This window comes from Variovorax ginsengisoli, assembly GCF_030811835.1.
Taxonomy (GTDB): Bacteria; Pseudomonadota; Gammaproteobacteria; order Burkholderiales; family Burkholderiaceae_C; genus Variovorax; species Variovorax ginsengisoli_C.
In genome coordinates this window covers 43,675-60,513 of the sequence record NZ_JAUSRO010000023.1, presented here as the reverse complement: position 1 = coordinate 60,513, position 16,839 = coordinate 43,675, and the positions used below count along the sequence as shown (strand labels likewise).

12 protein-coding genes are annotated in these 16,839 nt (G+C 65.0%); 6 read left to right on the top strand and 6 right to left on the bottom strand.

Annotated features, from left to right (window positions below):
- Nucleotides 1-157: 157 nt before the first annotated feature.
- The 4 genes from J2W36_RS25820 to J2W36_RS25805 all read right to left on the bottom strand — a co-directional run bounded on the left by J2W36_RS25820 (nt 158) and on the right by J2W36_RS25805 (nt 4,591).
- Nucleotides 158-709: a hypothetical protein gene (locus J2W36_RS25820; RefSeq protein WP_307692651.1), complete on the bottom strand. Its 552-nt coding sequence runs from the start codon at nt 707-709 to the stop codon at nt 158-160.
- Complete coding sequence (locus J2W36_RS25815) at nt 706-1,092, bottom strand: hypothetical protein (RefSeq protein ID WP_307692650.1); 387 nt, start codon at nt 1,090-1,092, stop codon at nt 706-708. The genes J2W36_RS25820 and J2W36_RS25815 overlap by 4 nt, the downstream gene beginning before the upstream one ends.
- A gap of 402 nt (nt 1,093-1,494) precedes the next feature.
- The gene (locus J2W36_RS25810) at nt 1,495-3,783 is read right to left on the bottom strand and encodes a PKD domain-containing protein (RefSeq protein WP_370869392.1); all 2,289 of its coding nucleotides are present in this window, start codon (nt 3,781-3,783) and stop codon (nt 1,495-1,497) included.
- A 418-nt stretch (nt 3,784-4,201) separates the two neighbouring features.
- On the bottom strand, nt 4,202-4,591 hold the full coding sequence (locus J2W36_RS25805) for a hypothetical protein (RefSeq protein ID WP_307692648.1): 390 nt from the start codon (nt 4,589-4,591) through the stop codon (nt 4,202-4,204).
- Nucleotides 4,592-4,930: 339 nt separating this feature from the next.
- Between J2W36_RS25805 and J2W36_RS25800 the strand changes: the two genes are divergently transcribed.
- A complete protein-coding gene (locus J2W36_RS25800; RefSeq protein WP_307692647.1) occupies nt 4,931-5,536 on the top strand; it encodes a hypothetical protein in 606 nt (201 codons plus the stop codon).
- Here the strand turns inward: J2W36_RS25800 and J2W36_RS25795 are convergent.
- Entirely contained in the window at nt 5,498-7,828 is a 2,331-nt protein-coding gene (locus J2W36_RS25795; RefSeq protein ID WP_307692646.1) for a helicase C-terminal domain-containing protein, read from the bottom strand. The genes J2W36_RS25800 and J2W36_RS25795 overlap by 39 nt on opposite strands.
- Nucleotides 7,829-7,994: 166 nt before the next feature.
- On the opposite strand from J2W36_RS25795, the gene J2W36_RS25790 reads away from it, so the two are divergent.
- Complete coding sequence (locus J2W36_RS25790; RefSeq protein ID WP_307692645.1) at nt 7,995-8,498, top strand: SET domain-containing protein; 504 nt, start codon at nt 7,995-7,997, stop codon at nt 8,496-8,498.
- Between the two features lie 33 nt (nt 8,499-8,531).
- On the opposite strand, the gene J2W36_RS25785 is transcribed toward J2W36_RS25790, so the two are convergent.
- Nucleotides 8,532-9,458 carry a LysR family transcriptional regulator gene (locus J2W36_RS25785; protein WP_307692644.1) on the bottom strand — a complete coding sequence of 309 codons (927 nt, stop codon included), beginning with the start codon at nt 9,456-9,458 and terminating at the stop codon, nt 8,532-8,534.
- Nucleotides 9,459-9,621: 163 nt separating this feature from the next.
- Between J2W36_RS25785 and J2W36_RS25780 the strand changes: the two genes are divergently transcribed.
- The 4 genes from J2W36_RS25780 to J2W36_RS25765 all read left to right on the top strand — a co-directional run bounded on the left by J2W36_RS25780 (nt 9,622) and on the right by J2W36_RS25765 (nt 16,706).
- Entirely contained in the window at nt 9,622-10,521 is a 900-nt protein-coding gene (locus J2W36_RS25780) for an alpha/beta hydrolase (RefSeq protein ID WP_307692643.1), read from the top strand.
- A 144-nt stretch (nt 10,522-10,665) separates the two neighbouring features.
- The gene (locus J2W36_RS25775; RefSeq protein ID WP_307692642.1) at nt 10,666-11,916 is read left to right on the top strand and encodes an efflux RND transporter periplasmic adaptor subunit; all 1,251 of its coding nucleotides are present in this window, start codon (nt 10,666-10,668) and stop codon (nt 11,914-11,916) included.
- Nucleotides 11,917-11,943: 27 nt separating this feature from the next.
- Nucleotides 11,944-15,204, top strand: coding sequence for an efflux RND transporter permease subunit (locus J2W36_RS25770; protein WP_307692641.1), 3,261 nt, complete (start codon nt 11,944-11,946; stop codon nt 15,202-15,204).
- 26 nt (nt 15,205-15,230) lie between these two features.
- The gene (locus J2W36_RS25765; protein ID WP_307692640.1) at nt 15,231-16,706 is read left to right on the top strand and encodes an efflux transporter outer membrane subunit; all 1,476 of its coding nucleotides are present in this window, start codon (nt 15,231-15,233) and stop codon (nt 16,704-16,706) included.
- Nucleotides 16,707-16,839 lie beyond the last annotated feature (133 nt).

Here is a 16,839-nt window from a genome sequence, read left to right as displayed (position 1 = left end):
GACGGTATCCGTATTCCTAGTCGTATTCACAGTCCTACTCCTATCTTCAAAGATAAGCGATAGACCGTGTCCTGTCATTCAAGGGGCCAGCTCAGTGCTTTGAAGTGCCAGTTTTAGCAACCGCATCAGGTCTTCCTTCTCCCGAAGGCCCTGGAGCTTATTTGGCTTGTGGTTGGACAGTCGTGCCCGTCGGAGCTTGACGATTGCTCTGGGCCGCCTCAATTCGATCTTGTAAGACTTCAAGTCGCTTGGTCGCGTCACCGATGAGCTGTGCCGTGTTCTTGCCTGATTCGAAGCTGGCGACCATGTTCGAAAGAACCGTCGCGTTGAACGCAGCTACACCGGAGATGACCGCGATCCCTGTGACAACAACAGTGCTGATGATATGAACCCGAAAACTCTTGATGTCGCTCTGAAGCCCTCGGATATCGTCCTTCAGGTCTGCACGATCTCCGCGCATCTCGGCAAGCGCGTTGTCCATGCGTTGCTCAAAAAGCGACAAGCGTGAGTCGTTCCGCTCTTGAACTAGTTCAAGCTTCGCGTTCAGCTCTTCTCTTGTCATTTCGGCCATCGCCCGATTATCTGACGAGTCGTTCGCAGGTGCTGGGGAGTCACTAGAACCCATGTTCATAGGCCGGCCGAACAGCGACGTCAGATTTCCCTGTTGGTCCATCATGATGGCCTGTGGTCGGTCTGGGGACGTGCTCATGTTTTCTTGTTTCTAGCTTCTAAGGCACGCTTCGCTTGAGCGGAGCGCGCTACGACCGAAGCGTTAAAAGAAACCAGATGGCCGCACTTGCTGCAAACCAGCGAGTAGCAATCTTGGGAGTACTTAATTGCCATCTCCGAAGGCACGTCTGGGTTGAATTTGTCCACTGTCTTGCGACCGTCGGGCAGAACACGGTACTCCCTTCTACCCTGCGTCCTGCGGACTTCACTGTCTTCGGTTACGTAAACGCCCCAGTGATTCGTGCCGCAAATTGGGCAGTCCAGCCCTTGGGGCCTGTGAAGAGCGAGAAAATCGAAGAGATCGCGGTGCTCAAGATCGTACCGGAGCTTGCTGGGGTCCAATAAATTTGGTTCTTCGTCCATTAATCGCTCGATGTTGCATTCTTTCTTGGAGCAAGCGAACTGCTTCTCCTGACCGTAACTTTACTGCCAAAGCTCAGGAGCGTAGCGGCTCGATCAGATCGACAGTTGGCCGGCGCCTTTGAGCAAGCGGGCGACGGTCTGCGGATAAATGCGCCGGGTGGGTCGACAGCTTCGCGATGCTCACGATCCACGCCGACGATCACGCCCTGATGCGCGACATGCGCCGGGCCGACCCGAAGCGGCCGCCCGAGATGCAGGACAAGCGCATGGTCGTGATCCTCCCGGGTGCCCTCTAAGCGGCTTTGCTCGGCGCGTCGGCCGCGAACTCGGTTGACTTCATGCGGCAGCACGCGGCCGAACGAGTGCTGGCGTGCCAGTGCCTGGCAGCGAACGCCCTGCTATCTACGGAAGAACGACGCGATACACGCTTGAATTGATTCGGTACACCAGTGCTCCATTCCTGCTCACGAAGGTCTGGGTCGGCACTGTGTCCGACTGCAGGGTAGTGGCGCCGCTTGCTGAGCTCCAGCTATAGAGCTTGTTCTGTTCACTGAAAACGACCCGTCCGCCACCACTGCCGACCAGCTTCGACGTGCTGTTGGTGGAAAGCGTCGCAGACGTCGTTGACGTGTTGGCCTTGAGCATTCTGACGGTGTTTGCGGATTCAACCCATGCGAGCACGCCTTCCTTTAGGAAGTACTGCGATGTGGCCAATGCGTTCGTACTGACCGCGGTTGCTACACCGCCGGTCGCTGGCGCAGTGAAGAGGGTGACAGTCCCATCGCCGCCATCCAGGGGGGTCCGCTGCCACGCGACCCGCGCCCCATCGGTCTGAACGCTCACGTTGCGCAGACCGTTGGAGGTCAGTTGGGTCGTAGAGGCGGTATCGGACCGCCATTCATACACCTCGAAGGACGACGTCGATCCGCTTCCACCCGTCTGAGCCCAGAAGAACAGGCGCAGCACATTGCCCGATACAGACAGGTCGAAGGCATTGTTCCCAATGTAGTTGGCGCCTTGGGGAAGCGACACCTGCGTGAAGGTCCGTGCGGAAGCCGAGTAAATCGTATAGCCAGTCGAAGAGTTCGACCAAACTACGAAGCCGTCCTTGGCAACGGGGTTCTGCTGGTAGCCCGTGGCGGCCGGGTTTGCGTTGGTGAGATTCGACACTGTTCCGTCGGGCAGCCATTCATAAATGCAAACGAAGAAACCGCTATTGCAGTCCGTATCCTGGCCTCCGGCATAGACACGCCCGCCGCTGATTTGCCATCCGGCGCTGTATTGGATCTGCGCGGAGCGAGCCAGCGTGACTTCCGCCGCGGTGTTCATATCTCGCAGCACGACGGCTCCACCTGCGACGGTGTAGAGCAGGCTCGAACCGTCGACGGCCAGAAGACTGGCGCCCGCTGGAAGACTGAATAGCGGAACAGGAGCGGGCGCTGCCGCGGACTTCACCACCACAGTCCGCGTGATCTCCCCAACGACCTTGTCAACGTCGGTCGCTCGAATCGTCAACGTGTATGGCCCAGGCGTTACCCCCGTCAGATCGAAAGCGCCTGTGAAGACGCGCGACGTGGTGCGCAACACCTCCAGGCTCCCCAGCGTCGCCGTGATCGTCAGCGTGCCAGCCTTGTCTGTCGAGGCTGTGCCGTCAATTTGCAGACTGCCGCTCACCAGCGCTCCGTCGAGTGGGCTGGACACGGTGACGATCGGCGCATTCGAGATGGGAAACGGCACGGTCATCTGCTTCGTCGCGCCGACGCTATCCGTTGCTATCACCACCGCGGTGTGCGCGCCGGAGCCGAGCACCGCTGCATCGAACGCGAATCTGTAGCCGTCATTGGCGGAGCAGAAGCGCGAGACGCATGCATTCGGCGCGTTCAGAGTTGCCGCAGGCCCCCCATCTATCGAGAGGGATACGCTGGCAATACCGGAGGGCGAGCTTGCGGTGACATCGACTGATACAGACCCTCTCGTGCCCACGGCCCTTGCGTTCAGAACCACTGCGCTGTTGTTGACGGTGACCGTACGTCGCACTTCGTCGGTGGTGCCGTTGGGGCGTTGAATTTGGGCAACGATGAGATGTGGGCCATTCGCAACCTGTGCCGTGTTCCAAGCGATAGGCGAGTTAGCGGCCGCGCCACCTGCGCCGAGCAACTGCAGGTCAACATACCAGCTGACAGTACCAGTCACTGCCGTGCTCAGCGTGAGCTGTACCGTGCTGGACAGCGGTTCGGCCGTGTTCACGACGATTTGTGGTGTCGATGAAGCAGGCGCTGTCGCGATGACGTTGGCGGTTGCCGGCGCGCTTGTGGTGAGGGCATCCTTCGCCGTCACGCCGGCCGTATACGTGCCTGCGATGTCAGGGATGAAGGTCGCTAGAGAGCCGGTGGGGTTCAAAATCGCAGACTTGCTGCCTTGCGGGACGACCAGCGTCCAGGCAAATGTCAGGGAGTTGCCATCCGGATCGCTGCTTGTAGATGCGTCGAGCGTCACAGTCGAACCAGTGGCGACCGCGGAGGAGGAGGCCGACAAGCGTGCCACTGGCGCGCCGTTGGGTGCGGGCGGTTTGACAGTGGGAGGCGTGCTTCCACCGCCGTTTCCTTCTCCGGGAGAGCCGCCAGGAGCCGGTGTAGTCCCCGGAGTAGGCGTGCTTGCGCTGCCACCACCCCCACCACCACATGCAGCCATTACAGCCACCATCGATAAAACCAGGCACCAGGTGGCGAGGCGAAGGTGCGTCAACTGACGGTTTGATCGAAATCGCATGGCTTCTGGCCGCTTCCTGAACTGAGTGACACGAGGAATAACAAGTTGTGTCGTAAATGTAAACTCAGTATCGCGTCAAGCGTGCGACTCCCTATCCGGCCGGCCGTGCCGAATCGGCGTCGCAGGCCTGTCTTAACATTTGACCAAACCCGTTGATCCAAAGCTAGACCAGCAAGGTGTAAGTGGAAATTCAGTGGTAAAAACTCCGTGCTGCTTTGGCAAGCGGCGCCAGGCCTTGATACTTGACAGCCTCCGGTTCCGCCAATACAGGCTCTGGACATGTGCCAGAGCCCCTGAACCCCTGATTGATCTTTGATCGCTCAGGGGTTTTTTGTTGCCTTCAGTATTTGATCGTCACACCGGCTTTCACCCCGTTGTTGGTCTTGCCGTCGCTCTGCACGCCAGCGGAGTACGACACGTTGCCGGGTGTGCTGGCACCCAGCGAATAGGTGGGGCGGGGCGTGGCGGTGTCGACGCCGCCGTAGACGCCACTGCCATCCGGACGCTGCACGCCCACGGTCGCGCCCGTCGTATCCACCGACTTTTCCGTCGACGTCACGTTGGGCGCCACATACACCGTACCTTTGTCGTCGCTATCGAGTGGCACCTTCAGGGGTTCAGCGTGCAGCACGCCTGCCAATGCAGCGGCGGTCATGGCGACCATCGCCGACTTGACGTGATTGAAAAAGATGCGGGCAAGGGGGCGGACGGGACGGGTGGGCAAGGGCATGGATGGGCAGGTTTGTTGAGAACAGCGAGACGACCCGCATGCGCATGCGCAGCATCCCGTCGCGTTGAATCTTGAGCTTGAATGCTTCGGCGGCGATGGTCAATCGGACGTTATCGGAATTTGGGCGTGCATTCATACCAGTTTTGTTTGCACAGATCGCTCGTCCTGTACAGATGCGAGAGTGAATGTTTCACAAATCGTTGACATTTGCTGCAACGCAGCAAAAAATAGCATCGCGGCGGTGCACATGGCAATGGCTGTCGCCCGCAAGAACTTGTCAGTGGATTCCTCTTTCGGGTCCTCCCAGCACTGGTCTTCCATTTCATCGAGGCACGACTCATGAACCCTTCATCGCGCACCATGGGCGGCGGTCTGCGGACGGCCGGGGCAAGTACAGCGTCTTCTGGCGAACTGAACATGCTGGAGCGCTTGCGCGCCGAAATGAAGGCCATGTTCGACTCCCGGGAGACGAAGGAACAATTGGTGCAACGGCTGTACGCGCAGCACGAGAAGGAGCGCAGCCTGTTCATTGCCCAGTTCAATGCAAAGGCCCAGTCGCTGATCCTGCCCACCTTCCGGCAATTCGAGCGCTGGGTCGCGGGGCAGGGGCTGGCTTGCTATGTCGACATGCGAGAGGGCGTCTATACCCCTGACCGCCGTGCTTCGGCCTTCGTGCGGTTCGGAATCGGCATCCGCGCGGCCGAAACAAGGACGGGTGGTGGCGTGCGAGGCCACTTTGTCAATGTCTGGGCCGACACGACCGCGCGCATGGTCGTGGTGTCGCATGCCGGGCCGGTGGCCGCCCCATCGGATGCATCGTTGCGCGACACGATCGAGCTCGCAGAGCTTGATCCAACGTTCCTTCTCCGTCACCTCTCGGTGCTGGTGCAGCCCTACTTCGGTTATTCAATCGACGAGGGGCTGAACGTCCCACCAGGGCGGTAGCAGCGCACGGACTTCAGGCCGCGAGAAGCGGTCGTCCATCAGGTAGAGCACACCGACGTCCTGCTCGGTGCGGATCACGCGGCCTGCGGCCTGCACCACTTTCTGCAGTCCGGGATAAAGGTACGCGTAGGCCCAGCCGTCGCCAAAGCGCGCCTCCATGCGTTCTCGCAGGGTTTCGTTGAGCAGGTTGTGCTGCGGCAGGCCCAGGCTCGCGATGAAGGCGCCGATGAGCCGGTCGCCCGGCAGATCCACCCCTTCGCCGAACGCGCCACCCAGCACGGCGAACGCGATGCCGCAGCCGCCCGGTCTCAGGCGCGCAAGGAAGGCATGCCGGTCGCCCTCCGTCATGCCGCGCGTCTGGGCCCACATCGGCACGCCGGGGTGGCGCGCGCCCAGCGCATCGACGGCACGCTCCAGATAGTCGAAGCTGCTGAAGAAGGCCATGTAGTTGCCCGGCTGGGCCTTGATCTGCGCGGCCATGAGGTCGACCAGCCTGCCCAGCGTGCGTGCGCGGTCGCGAAAACGTGTCGACAGGTCATCGACCACCCGCACCGCGAGCTGTTCGCTGCGAAACGGTGAGCCGACCCGCAGCGTCGCAGTATTGCCCGGCATGCCCAGCGTCTGGCGGTAGAAGTCGAAAGGCGCCAGGGTGCCCGAAAAGCAGGCCGAAGCGCGGCAGGCGGCAAAGCGCGATTGCAGAAAGGGTGCGGGCAGCAGGTTGCGGATGGCCAGCCCGCGGGCGCCGGCCTCTCCGGTGTCCCCCATGCCCGATGCGGCAGCCGCGTCGAGCGTGCTCTCGAAGACCGAATGGTCGGCGAAGGCGTCGGCCAGGCGCGCGAACTGGATGGCATCGAAGAAGAATTGCTGCAGCGGGCCCTGCGCGTGCTCGGGATGCGCGGCGAAATGGTCGCCCATGGCGGCGACTGCGCCTTGCAATGCGAGGGGAAGCGCGTCGGGCACCTCGGCGTGCAACGCATAAGCCGCGCCCTGGGCGTCCTGCACCGAACGCCAGGCGCGCTCCACCTGCTGCAGCGGCAGGCGGAGGGCAGCGGGGGCGTGGCGTCGCACGCGGTCGAGCGCGGGTCCGTCCAGCACGGCCGTGTACATGCCACGAGCCCGCTGCACCAGGTTGTGCGCCTCGTCGACCAGCAGGGCCACCTGCCAGTCTTCTTCTTTCATCAGGGCATACAGGAACGCGCTGGTGTCGAAGTAATGGTTGTAGTCGCCGACGATCACGTCGCTCCAGCGCACCAGTTCCTGCGACAGGAAATAGGGGCAGAGGTCATGTGCGAGTGCAATGCGCCGCAGGGCCGCGCGGTCAAGCCAGGCCGTCTGCACGGCTTGTGCGCGTGCAGCGGCAAGCCGGTCGTAGAAGCCGCGGGCCAGCGGACAGGCTTCGCCGTTGCAGGCCTTGCCCGGATGCTCGCAGACCTTGTCGCGCGCCGTCAGCTCCAGCACGCGCAGCGATGCGCCCGTGCCGACGATCTGCTGCAATGCCTCCAGTGCGATGGCCCGGCCGGAGGTCTTGGCGGTCAGGAAGTACACCTTGTCGAGCTTTTGCTGCGCGCGCGCCTTGAGCATCGGAAACAGCGTGGCGAGCGTCTTGCCGATGCCCGTGGGCGCCTCGATCAGCAGATGGCGCGCCGCCGCTGCTGCCCGGTACACCGCGTCGGCGATATCACGCTGGCCGTTGCGAAAGGCCGCGTGCGGAAACGCCAGTGAGGCCAGCCGGCCGCTGAGCGCCGCATGGTGCGCCGCCTCGCTTTGCGCCCACGCGGCATAGGCCGCGCACAGGCCTTCGAAATGCAGCGCGAGCGCTTCGCGCGTGCAACGCTCCTCGAGCACCGTTTCCTCGTCGGTGCCCAGATCGAGGTAGACCAGCGCCACGTCGATGTGCGCGAGCGCGTCGCGCTCGCAGAGCAACCAGCCGTAGACCTTGGCCTGGGCCCAGTGCAGGGCGCGATGGTTGTCGCGGATGGCGTCGAAGCGACCACGGAAGGTCTTGATCTCCTCGACCCGGCCGCGCGCCGTGTCATAGCCGTCCGCACGACCGCGCACTTGCAACGGGCCGTGCGCGCCGCGCAGGACGACTTCGCTTTCATAGCCCGCACCGCGCCGGGCCTGGACACGCACGTGGCCGGCCATGCCCTGCTGGGCGGTCGGCGAGGGGACGAAGCGCAGGTCGATGTCCCCGCGCTTGGCGCTGAACGCGCACAAGGTCTTCACGGACACGCGGCACGCCGGTGGCACGGATTCGGATGTGCAGGAAGAGGCGAGGGTGGACGTGGTCATGATGGACTGGACAAATATACAGCCCTGATGGATTGCCCGACCGAGGCAAGGTCGTCAGCCGTTGCGACGGCAGGCACGCAACGTGCTGCGCCATGGGCAAGGCCGCGCTGCGTTAGGCTTGCGCCTCCCCGCAGTGCAACAACGCGATTCCACGACTTCCATCGACATGTCCAAGCCCCTCAAAGCCGCAGTCCCCGCCGTTTCGTCCACCCCCTATCTGCGCGTCAGCGAGAGCGGCATCCATGGGCTGGGCGCTTTCGCCACACGGTCGCTGCCAGCGGGCACCTTCCTCGGCTTCTACGAAGGCAAGCGCTACACGCCCGCGCAGATTGCAGCCAAGGACTGGGACGACCGGCTGACCTACCTCTTCACGCTGTCCGACGGCAACACCATCGACGGTGGCAAGGGCGGCAATGCCACGCGCCACCTCAACCATTCGTGCGAGCCCAACTGCGAGGCGGTCGAGGATTACGACGATGCGGGCCGCATGGTGCTGCGCTTCCAGACCTTGCGCGCGGTGAAGGCCAGGGAAGAGCTCTTCATCGACTATTCGCTCACTGCGGACGAAGGCTGTGGTCCTGAGGATTTCCCCTGCCACTGCGGCACGCCGAGCTGCCGGGGCACCATGCTGGCACCGCCGGAGCCGGCGAGCGCGAGCAAGGAGGCTTGAAGAAAGCCGGGCCCGCCGGCGCAGCCATCGCGGTCAGCGTGTGCCAGCCGTACGTTGCAGCAACGGGTTGCGCGCAAACAGCTCGGCCGTCCAGTCGACGAAGGCCCGCACCTTGGCGCTCAGATGGCGGTTGGGCGGGTAAACGACGTAGATGGGCAAGGGCTCGCGCGTCCAGTCCGGCAGCACCTGCACCAGCGCGCCACGGTCGAGCAGCGGCTGCGCGATGAAGGTCACCATCTGCGACACGCCCAGTCCGGCGAGCACCGCGTGCGTGTGCGCGTTGTTCTCGTTGACGGCAATGCTGTAGTGCCCGTCGACTTCGATGTGCTCGCCGTCCTTGTTGTATTCGTCGGGGTACATGCGCCGCGTGTTACCCGAGAAATAGCCGACCACACGGTGCCGCTTGTCGAGGTCGTTCGGGTGCTGGGGCACACCGTATCGTTTCAGATAGGCCGGCGAGGCGACCGACACGAAGGGAAGCGTGCCGATGCGGCGTGCCACCAGCGACTGGTCGGTGACGTCGCCGGCACGGATCACGCAGTCGACGTTGTCCGTGATCATGTCGACGATCCGATCGCTCACGCCGATCTCGAGCTGGATGTCGGGATAGCGCGCGAAGAAATCGTCCAACGCCGGAATGAGGATCTCGCTGGCAGTGGACGACCCGACGTCGATGCGCAACCGCCCGCTCGGATTGGCCTGCGCATTGGTCATGCTCGACTCGAGGTCGTCGAGATCATTGAGCAGCCGCGAGGCCCGCTCGTAGTAGGCCGCGCCGTCGGGCGTGACCGTCACTCGCCGCGTGGTGCGGTTGAGCAGCTTCACGCGCACGCGCGCCTCCAGCGCCTGAATCTGCTTGGTGACCGTTCCCTTGGGTATGTCCAGCGAATCGGCCGCACGCGTGAAACTGCCGGCCTCCACCACTCTTGCAAACACCCGCATCGCCTGGATCTGATCCATCTGTCTTCGTCGCTCCTGCAGCATGCGCTGCGTGGCGTGAATTCTCACACGCAGTCGGCCGCCATTGTTACGTCAGGGGAAACTGTGATGTGGCAAAGCGGGTGTTGGATGCAAGGTCTGCTGGCCTTACATTTGTTTCAACCCCACCGACACCCCGCTCGCCATGTCCATTTCTTCTTCGCCCCTCGCTTCCGAGCTTCCGGCTTGCACTGAATTGCTGGCCGACGAGAAGGAGATCACGATCCTTCTGCCGGGCCGTGAGCCGGTTCGTGCGCGCAGCTATGGCGTGAGGGCGCGGCAGCCGGTGGGCAGCGCGACGCCGCTGGTGCTGCACTTTCACGGCGGCAACTTCGTCTGCGGCGATCTCGAACAAGGGCGCAATGTGGCGCGCATGCTGGTGGATGCGGGTGCGGCGGTGGTGTCGATGGCCTATCCGCTGGCGCCGCTGCATCCGTTCCCCGACGCCATCGAAGTCGGCTACGAGGCGCTTGCCTGGCTCTACAAGCACCGCGCCAAGTTCGCAGGCAAGGGCGCACGTGTTTATCTGGCCGGCGAGGAGGCGGGGGGCAATCTGGCGGCTGCGCTGGCGCTGATCGCCCGCGACAGGGCGCATCCGCCGCTGGCCGGGCAGATCCTGGTCTCGCCCATGCTGGACCCTTGTGTGGGCACCGCTTCGCTGCGCAAGGCCATGGGCGATGCGTCGGCCTGCAAGTACTCCGAGGGCTGGCAGCAGTACCTGCGCTGCCCGCGCGATGCGGAGCATCCGTACGCGGTGCCGGGTTCTGCGAGCCGGCTGGTGGACATCGCACCAACGCTGGTGCTCACCGGCCAGGACGACCCCATGCGTGACGAGGCGGTGAAGTACGCCAAGCGCCTGGCCGACGCCGGCATCGACGCACGCTGTTGCGTGGTGGACCAGGCGCGCAACTGGCCCGACGCACTGGCGGAGCCGCCGACGCAATGCGCCTGTTCGCGGGCGGTTACGGCGGAGTTCCGAAGTTTCTTCGCGGGCGGTGAGGCGCAGCCCGCGCCTTCGGCCACCGCCCCGCAGCCGCCGCACTAGGCGCCAGCCGGCCTGCGCCGGCACCCATTTTTAACCTGAACCACGGCACCGGCGATCCCGGTGGCCGCAACCCGTGTCGTCTGGCGTTATCGCGCCGGAATGGCCTTCTGCACCCCAAAGAATCAGCAACCGAGGATGGACATCATGAACAAGCAACCCGCCGAGCGCACCTCCCGCATTTCCCAACTGGGCCGCCGCAGCGTCTGGCCCGCAGTCACCGCGCTCACAGCCATCGCCGCCGTGGTGTCCGCCATCTTCGGCACGCAGATCAGCAATGCCGAGTCACCCGCACCGGCTGCCGCACCGCAGGCCACGCCTGTGTCGGTCGCCACCGTCGCCGCCACCGACATCACGGCCTGGGACGAGTTCTCCGGCAGGCTCGAAGCGGTCGAGCGCGTCGATGTGCGCTCGCGGGTGGCCGGTGCGGTGCAGGCCGTGCATTTCCGTGAAGGTGCGCTCGTGAAGAAAGGGGAGTTGCTGCTCACCATCGATCCCGCGCCGTACGCCGCCGAGGTGGACCGCGCCGAGGCACAGGTGGCGTCGGCCCAGGCGCGCCTGTCCTTCAGCCGCAGCGAGCAGGACCGCGCCCGCCGCCTGTGGGACGAGCAGGCGATCGCACAGCGCGAACTCGACGAACGCGTGAACGCCGGCCGTGAAGCCGAAGCCAACCTGCGCGCCGCGCAAGCCTCGTTGCAGAGCGCGCGACTCAACCTGGGCTACACCCAGGTGCGTGCGCCGGTGGCCGGACGCGTGGGCCGTATCGAGGTCACGGTGGGCAATCTGGTGGCCGCTGGGCCGGGTGCGCCGGTCCTGACCACGCTGGTATCGGTCAGCCCGATCTATGCGAGCTTCGACGCCGACGAGCAGATCGTCGGCAAGGCGCTCAAAGACCTGCCCGGTGGTGGCGCCGCGCGCACTGCGCTGGCACAGATTCCCGTGCAGATGGGCACGGCATCGAGCGTGGGCACGCCGTTCGAGGGCCGCCTGCAGCTCATTGACAACCAGGTCGACGCGCGAAGCGGTACGGTGCGCGTGCGGGCCTCCTTTGACAACGCCGACGGCGCGCTGATCCCCGGACAGTTCGCCCGCATCCGCATGGGCCAGGCACGCACGAGCCGCGTGACGCTGGTCAGTGAGCGCGCGATCGGTACCGACCAGAGCAAGAAGTTCGTGATGGTGGTCAATGCCGCCAACAAGACCGAGTACCGCGAAGTCACGCTGGGCGCACCGTCCAATGGCCTGCGCGTGGTGACCACCGGACTCAAGCCCGGTGAACGGGTGGTCGTCAACGGCCTGCAACACGTGCGGCCCGGCGCGCTGGTCGCACCCGAATCGGTGCCGATGGACGCGGTGGGGCAGGCGCCTGGCGCGCGCACGGTCGCGGCCAATTCCTGAGCGCTGCGGCGTGACTGAAAGACATTCATGAACCTTTCCAAGTTCTTCATCGACCGGCCGATCTTCGCCGGTGTGCTGTCGGTGCTGATGCTCGTCGCTGGGCTGATCGCCCTGCGCGGGCTGCCGATTTCCGAATACCCCGAAGTGGCGCCGCCGTCGGTGGTGGTGCGTGCGCAGTACCCGGGCGCCAACCCGAAGGTGATCGCCGAGACGGTGGCCACCCCGCTCGAGGAGCAGATCAATGGCGTCGAGGGCATGCTGTACATGGGCAGCCAGGCCACGACCGACGGCGTGATGACGCTGACCGTGACCTTCAAGCTGGGCACCGACCCCGACAAGGCGCAGCAGCTGGTGCAGAACCGCGTCTCGCAAGCCGAGCCGCGCCTGCCCGAGGAGGTCCGCCGCCTGGGCATCACGACCATCAAGAGCGCGCCCGACCTGACGATGGTCGTGCACATGGTGTCGCCCAATGACCGCTACGACGTCAACTACCTGCGCAACTACGCGGTGCTCAACGTCAAGGACCGGCTCGCGCGCATTCCGGGCGTCGGCCAGGTGCAGATCTTCGGCGGCGGCGACTATGCGATGCGCGTCTGGCTCGATCCCCAAAAGGTGGCCGAGCGCGGTCTGTCGGCCAGCGACGTGGTCGCGGCCATCCGTGGGCAGAACATCCAGGCTGCGGCCGGCGTGGTCGGCGCGTCGCCGGGCCTGTCGGGCGTGGACATGCAACTGTCGATCAACGCGCAGGGCCGCCTGCAGAGCGAAGAGGAATTCGGCGACATCATCGTCAAGAGCGGCACGGATGGCGCCGTGACCCGGCTGCGCGACATCGGCCGGCTGGAGATGGGCGCTGCGGACTATTCGCTGCGCTCGCTGCTCAACAACAAGGCAGCCGTCGGCATGGGCGTGTTCCAGGCGCCTGGCTCCAACGCACTCGACATTTCACGCGACGTGCGCCAGGCCATGGACGACCTGTCGAAGTCGATGCCCGAAGGCGTGGAATACCGCATCGCCTACGACCCGACGCAGTTCGTGCGGGCGTCGATCGAGTCGGTGATCCACACGTTGCTCGAAGCCATCGCGCTGGTGGTGCTGGTGGTGATCCTGTTCCTGCAGACCTGGCGCGCCTCCATCATTCCGCTGCTGGCCGTGCCGGTGTCGGTGGTTGGCACCTTCGCCGTGCTGCACGTGCTCGGCTTCTCGATCAACGCGCTCTCCCTGTTCGGGCTGGTGCTGGCCATCGGCATCGTGGTGGACGACGCCATCGTGGTGGTGGAAAACGTCGAGCGCAACATCGAGGCGGGATTGAGCCCGCGCGAGGCGACCTACAAGGCGATGCGCGAGGTGTCGGGGCCGATCGTGGCCATCGCGCTGGTGCTGGTGGCCGTTTTCGTGCCGCTGGCCTTCATCAGCGGCCTGACCGGGCAGTTCTACCGTCAGTTCGCCGTGACCATCGCGATCTCCACGGTGATCTCGGCGATCAACTCGCTCACGCTGTCGCCCGCGCTCGCCGCCTTGCTGCTGCGCGGCCACGACCAGCCCAAGGACGCACTCACACGCGGCATGGACCGTGCGTTCGGCTGGCTGTTCCGCGGCTTCAACCGATTCTTCCATCGCGGCAGCGAGGCCTACAGCGGCGGCGTCAAGCAAGTGATCTCGCGCAAGACCTTGATGCTGGTGGTCTACCTCGCCCTGGTGGGAGTGACCTTCGGCCTGTTCAAGGCGGTGCCCAGTGGCTTCGTGCCGGCGCAGGACAAGCAGTACCTGATCGGCTTTGCGCAGCTGCCCGACGGCGCTACGCTCGACCGCACGGAAGACGTGATCCAGCGCATGGGCGAGATCGTCAAGAAGAATCCGAACGTCGAGGACGCGCTCGCCTTTCCGGGCCTGTCGATCAACGGCTTCACCAACAGTTCGAATTCGGGTGTGGTGTTCGTCACGCTCAAGCCCTTTGCCGAAAGGCAGCGCGCGGATCAGAGCGGCGGTGCCGTTGCAGGCCAGCTGAACCAGCAGTTCGCAGGCATTCAGGATGCCTTCATCGTGATGTTCCCGCCGCCGCCTGTCGCCGGCCTGGGCACCACCGGTGGCTTCAAGATGCAGATCGAAGACCGCGCCTCGCTCGGCTACGACCAGATGGACGCGGCGGTCAAGGCCTTCATGGCCAAGGCCTCGCAGGCGCCAGAGCTCGCCGGCATGTTCACGAGCTGGCAGGTCAACGTGCCGCAGCTCTACGCGGACATCGACCGCACCAAGGCGCGTCAACTGGGCGTGCCGGTGACCGACATCTTCGACACGATGCAGATCTACCTGGGGAGCCTGTACGCCAACGACTTCAACAAGTTCGGTCGGACCTACAGCGTGCGGGTGCAGGCCGATGCGCCTTACCGCGCCCGCGCCGAGGACGTGGGCCTGCTCAAGGTGCGTTCGACCACCGGCGAGATGGTGCCGCTGTCGGCGCTGATGAAGGTCAATTCGAGCTTTGGTCCGGAACGTGCCATGCGCTACAACGGCTACCTTGCCGCTGACATCAACGGCGGCCCTGCGCCCGGCTATTCGTCGGGCCAGGCCCAGGACGCGGTCGCGCGCATTGCGGCCGAAACGCTGCCCAAGGGCATCGGTTTCGAGTGGACGGAGCTGACCTACCAGGAGATCCTGGCCGGCAATTCCGCCTTCGTCGTGTTCCCGCTGGCCATCCTGCTGGTGTTCCTGGTACTGGCCGCGCAGTACGAGAGCCTGACGCTGCCCATCGCGATCATCCTGATCGTGCCGATGGGACTGCTTGCGGCCATGACGGGCGTGTGGATCTCGGGGGGTGACAACAACGTCTTCACGCAGATCGGGCTGATCGTGCTGGTGGGGCTGAGCGCCAAGAACGCGATCCTGATCGTCGAGTTCGCGCGGGAGCTTGAATTCGAGGGCCGCTCGCCGGTCGAAGCGGCCGTGGAAGCCAGCCGCCTGCGCCTGCGTCCGATCCTGATGACCTCGCTGGCTTTCATCATGGGCGTGCTGCCGCTGGTGCTTTCCAGCGGCGCGGGCTCCGAGATGCGCAAGGCCATGGGCGTGGCGGTCTTCTCGGGAATGATCGGCGTGACGGCCTTCGGTCTCTTCCTGACGCCGGTGTTCTACGTGCTGCTGCGAAAGCTCGCGGGCAACCGGCCGCTCAAGCTGCACGGCACCGTGCCGCACCCCGCAGGCCACGGTGCCAGCAGCGCCCATGGTGGCGGTGGCCTGGGCGGCGCGGCGGCGCTGCATCCCCAGCCGGCCGCACCTCGCCATCCTGACGTCTGATGCGCCATCGAACGGAGTCCATTTCCATGAAAAAAATCAATTCTCTGCGAGCTGCCTGGCTGCCCCTGGTCGCAGCGCTCGTGCTGGCCGGTTGCGCATCGAGCGCGGTCGTGCCGCCGGTGGCGGACGTGCCGGCCCAGTTCAAGGAACAGGCGGGCGCTGGCGCTCAGCCCGTGGCCGTGGCTCAGGCCGACGGCCCGTGGTGGCACGTCTTCGCCGATCCGGTGCTCGACACACTGGTCGAGCGCGCCAGCACCGACAACACCAGCGTGCAGCAGGCCGCGGCGCGGCTGGCCGAAGCGCGGGCACTTGCGCGCACGGCCGATGCCGATCGCTCGGTGCAGCTTGGCGTGGGCGCGGGGGCCAGCCGGCAGGCCGGCATCGATCGGACGACCGACGGCCGGCCCGCCACGCTGCTGACCGCCAACGCCAACGTGTCCTACGAACTCGATTTGTTCGGTCGCCTGTCGGGCGCCAGCGATGCGGCATCGCTGGATGCGCAGTCACGCGAGGCCCTGCTGCGCAGTGCGCGCCTGCTGGTGCAGGCCGAGGTGGCGCAGACCTACCTGTCCTTGCGCGCACTGGACGACGAACGCACGCTGATGCGCGAAACCGTCGAGGCCTACCGCGGCACGTTGACGCTCACCGAACGCCGTCAGCGCGCCGGTGATCTGGCCGAACTCGACGTCGCGCGCGTGCAGGCCGAGCTCGCCTCGACGGAATCCGATGCGGTCGCGCTCGACCGCCAGCGTGCGCTGCTCGAGCATGCGCTGGGCGTGCTCACTGGGCAGGGCGCTTCGGCCTTCAGCCTGCCCGCGACCGACTGGGCGTCTGCGCTGCCGGTCATCCCGGCCGGACTGCCATCGTCCGTGCTGGAGCGGCGGCCCGACGTGGCGGCCGCCCAGAAAAGCGTGATGGCCGCGCAGGCACGCCTGGGGGTTGCGCAAACGGCGTGGTTCCCGAGCATCTCGCTCACCGGTGCGGGCGGCTATGCCTCGCCCGACCTGGGTGACCTGTTCAAGTGGTCGGCGCGTTCCTGGGGCATCGGCGCGCTGCTGTCGCTGCCGCTGCTCGACGGTGGCCGGCGCGAGGCGGGCGTGCAGGGCGCCTCGGCACGGCTGGACGGCGCGTTGGCCAGCTACCGGGAACAGGTACTGGTCGCGTTTCGCGAGGTGGAGGATCAGTTGGTGTCGCTGCGACTGCTGGAGACGCAGTCGACGGTTCAGGCGCGCGCCGTCACCGCGGCAAGACGCGCCACCGCCTTGTCAGATTCCAGATACCGCAACGGCATGGTGAGCCAGCTCGATCTGCTCGACGCGCGCCGCAGCGAGTTGCGCAATCGCCGGCAGGCGCTGCAAGCACGTTCGGCACGCTTTCAGGCGACCGTGGGGCTGATCCGTGCGCTGGGCGGTGGCTGGGAGGTGCGGCCGCCTCAGCCGTTGGCGTCGGCTCCCGTCGTACGCCTGAGTTCGAGCGCACCGAGTGTGAGTGCCGTCGAATAGGAACGTTGGGGGGAGGACGCACCGCGCAGCGCTCTGTAGTGGAGAGCATCGGAACCCGTCTCATCGACGGCCTCGATCAAAAGCCAGAAAAATTGCCCCGGTGCCCGTTCTTCGACGGTGACCGCGATATCTT